This window comes from Salinibacterium sp. (assembly GCF_031364185.1).
In the GTDB taxonomy this organism is placed as follows: Bacteria; Actinomycetota; Actinomycetes; order Actinomycetales; family Microbacteriaceae; genus Rhodoglobus.
Map to the genome: position 1 here is coordinate 1 of NZ_JANLVV010000356.1, position 1,827 is coordinate 1,827.

A 1,827-nucleotide genomic window follows, 5' to 3' on the forward strand; every position below is an offset into this window, starting at 1 on the left:
CCACGACCCTGTCAATCAGCGGCTCGAACCATTCGATAAGGGCGAGGCGTCGTGTGTTGCCGACGCGGATCCACACAATGGAGGGCGCATCTCCGCCAAATACGAGCATGCGGGGAAAATCCTCATCCTTCGTGACCAGCACTGCTTGTTTGTTCAACGCGTAACGCCACAAATCGAGGTCGGTCGCGTCTGCTGGACCGATATCGGTTACATGCTCAGCAATGTGGCCACGCGCGGATAGCATGCGGGCAAGCGCTGGCGGCAACTGAGCGTCGACAAGGAAACGCACAGGCTATGACGCAAGGACGATGGCGTGGTCGGTCTGTGCAGCGGCATACGCGAGGCATGCGCGGATGTCCTCGGCGGTGAGATACGGGTAGTCCTCCAGTATCTCTGCCTCAGAGGCTCCTTCCGCCAGAAGCGAAAGCACGTCGGTCACGCGAACCCGCGTGCCACGCACGACCGGGCGGCCGTGCACGACCTCCGGGTCAACGATTATGCGATCAAATAGCGCCATGCTCTAAGGCTACCGGCGGAGGGTATCTCTCGGTCAGAGAAGATCGCGGCATGCTTGTAAACTTCCGCCCGGTGGAGCGGCGGGTGTGTGTCACCGCCGCAGCTCGGCGGCAGTGTTCCTCGCGGTGCCGGGGATCGGGTAGGGCCACTGTTGCCGCCACCGTGGCCGTGCCGCGCACCCCGGTGCGCGCCCAGCCCACGGAATAGTCGCCCCCACCGCACTCTGAAAAGATAGCTACAGATGCCATTTCACGGAAGAATGATATTTTTAGCTTCCAGAAGGAGCAGACCATGGTGCAGCGCAGCTCAGTGCGCCGGGAGCGCTTGCTGCGAGAGTTCGGGGCAAACATCCGGCGCTGGCGGAGGGTAAACGGCACGACGGCCTCCGAGCTTGCTGAGCGGGCTTTCGTTACCAGGGCCACGCTGCGCGACATCGAGACCGGCACCGGCACAGCTCGCACTGATTCCCTGTTTGCCGTTCTGATGGCTCTGGGCATCGCTGACAGCATTGTCAGCGCGGCTGACCCTTACAACACCAGCGCTGCGCGCGCTCGCATCGACGAGATTCTGAGGAAGGGCGGCGAGCTGTGACCTCCCCGGGTGACATCGAAGTGCATCTCGGTGGTGGCGAGCACCCCATCCTTGTCGGTACCCTCAGATCGTCGTTTCAGGGTGGGCGCACGCTCGCCGGCTCGACTTTCGAGTACGCCAGGTCGTACCTGAACCTTGAGGCCGCCTACGCGATCTCACCTGACCTCCCTCTTACGGCCGGGCGACAGTACTCCCAGACGAACCAGGTGATCTTCGGCGCTTTCAGCGATGCCGCACCTGACCAGTGGGGAGAGAAGATAGTCGACGCAAACCATGCATTGCGACTAAAAACAGACCCGCAGTTGCCTCGCCGCCTTGGCGCGTTCGACTATCTCCTGGGGGTATCTGACGCCTCGAGAATGGGGGCACTGCGATTTCGCGACGCCGACGACTGGTGCTCTACTGAGCGCCAGGTGGCTAACGTGCACGATCTGGCGAGGATTGTTGCGGCCGCAAGCAGATATGAGGCTGACGAGGCGAGCGACGACGATGTCGAGTACTTGGGCGATATAGCCACCAGTCCCGGCGGGGCGCGCCCGAAAGCCAATGTGGTGCTTGCATCCGGTGAGCTGGCGCTCGCGAAGTTGCCGCACTCGAAGGATGGTGATGTCGATACTGAGGCGTGGGAGGCCCTGGCCCTGTCGATGGCGTCGAATGCGGGCATCCATATCTCGCCGTTCACCCTTCACGCGGTCTCGCATGAAAAATCGGTTTTGGTTG

The 1,827-nt window shown here is 62.1% G+C and carries 4 protein-coding genes; 2 read left to right on the forward strand and 2 right to left on the reverse strand.

Going from position 1 to position 1,827, the window contains the following annotated elements; all coding sequences use genetic code 11:
- Together RMN95_RS15720 and RMN95_RS15725 are read right to left on the reverse strand one after the other, a co-directional pair.
- Positions 1–244: DUF5615 family PIN-like protein (locus RMN95_RS15720; RefSeq protein WP_309617849.1), on the reverse strand; the 244-nt coding region annotated here is incomplete at its 3' end.
- Between the two features lie 48 nt (positions 245–292).
- Positions 293–517 (reverse strand): DUF433 domain-containing protein, encoded by a 225-nt coding sequence (locus RMN95_RS15725; RefSeq protein WP_309617850.1) that lies wholly within the window; start codon positions 515–517, stop codon positions 293–295.
- Between the two features lie 290 nt (positions 518–807).
- Here RMN95_RS15725 and RMN95_RS15730 point away from each other — a divergent pair, with 290 nt between their 5' ends.
- Positions 808–1,107, forward strand: coding sequence for a helix-turn-helix transcriptional regulator (locus RMN95_RS15730; RefSeq protein ID WP_309617851.1), 300 nt, complete (start codon positions 808–810; stop codon positions 1,105–1,107).
- A partial coding sequence (locus RMN95_RS15735; RefSeq protein WP_309617852.1) for a HipA N-terminal domain-containing protein occupies positions 1,104–1,827 on the forward strand: 724 nt, incomplete at its 3' end. The genes RMN95_RS15730 and RMN95_RS15735, both read left to right, overlap by 4 nt.

Bases quoted from the DNA above. Each gene is read 5' to 3' on its own strand.
- RMN95_RS15730 (WP_309617851.1), top strand. From the start codon at position 808: ATGGTGCAGCGCAGCTCAGTGCGCCGGGAGCGCTTGCTGCGAGAGTTC.
- RMN95_RS15725 (WP_309617850.1), bottom strand. From the start codon at position 517: ATGGCGCTATTTGATCGCATAATCGTTGACCCGGAGGTCGTGCACGGC.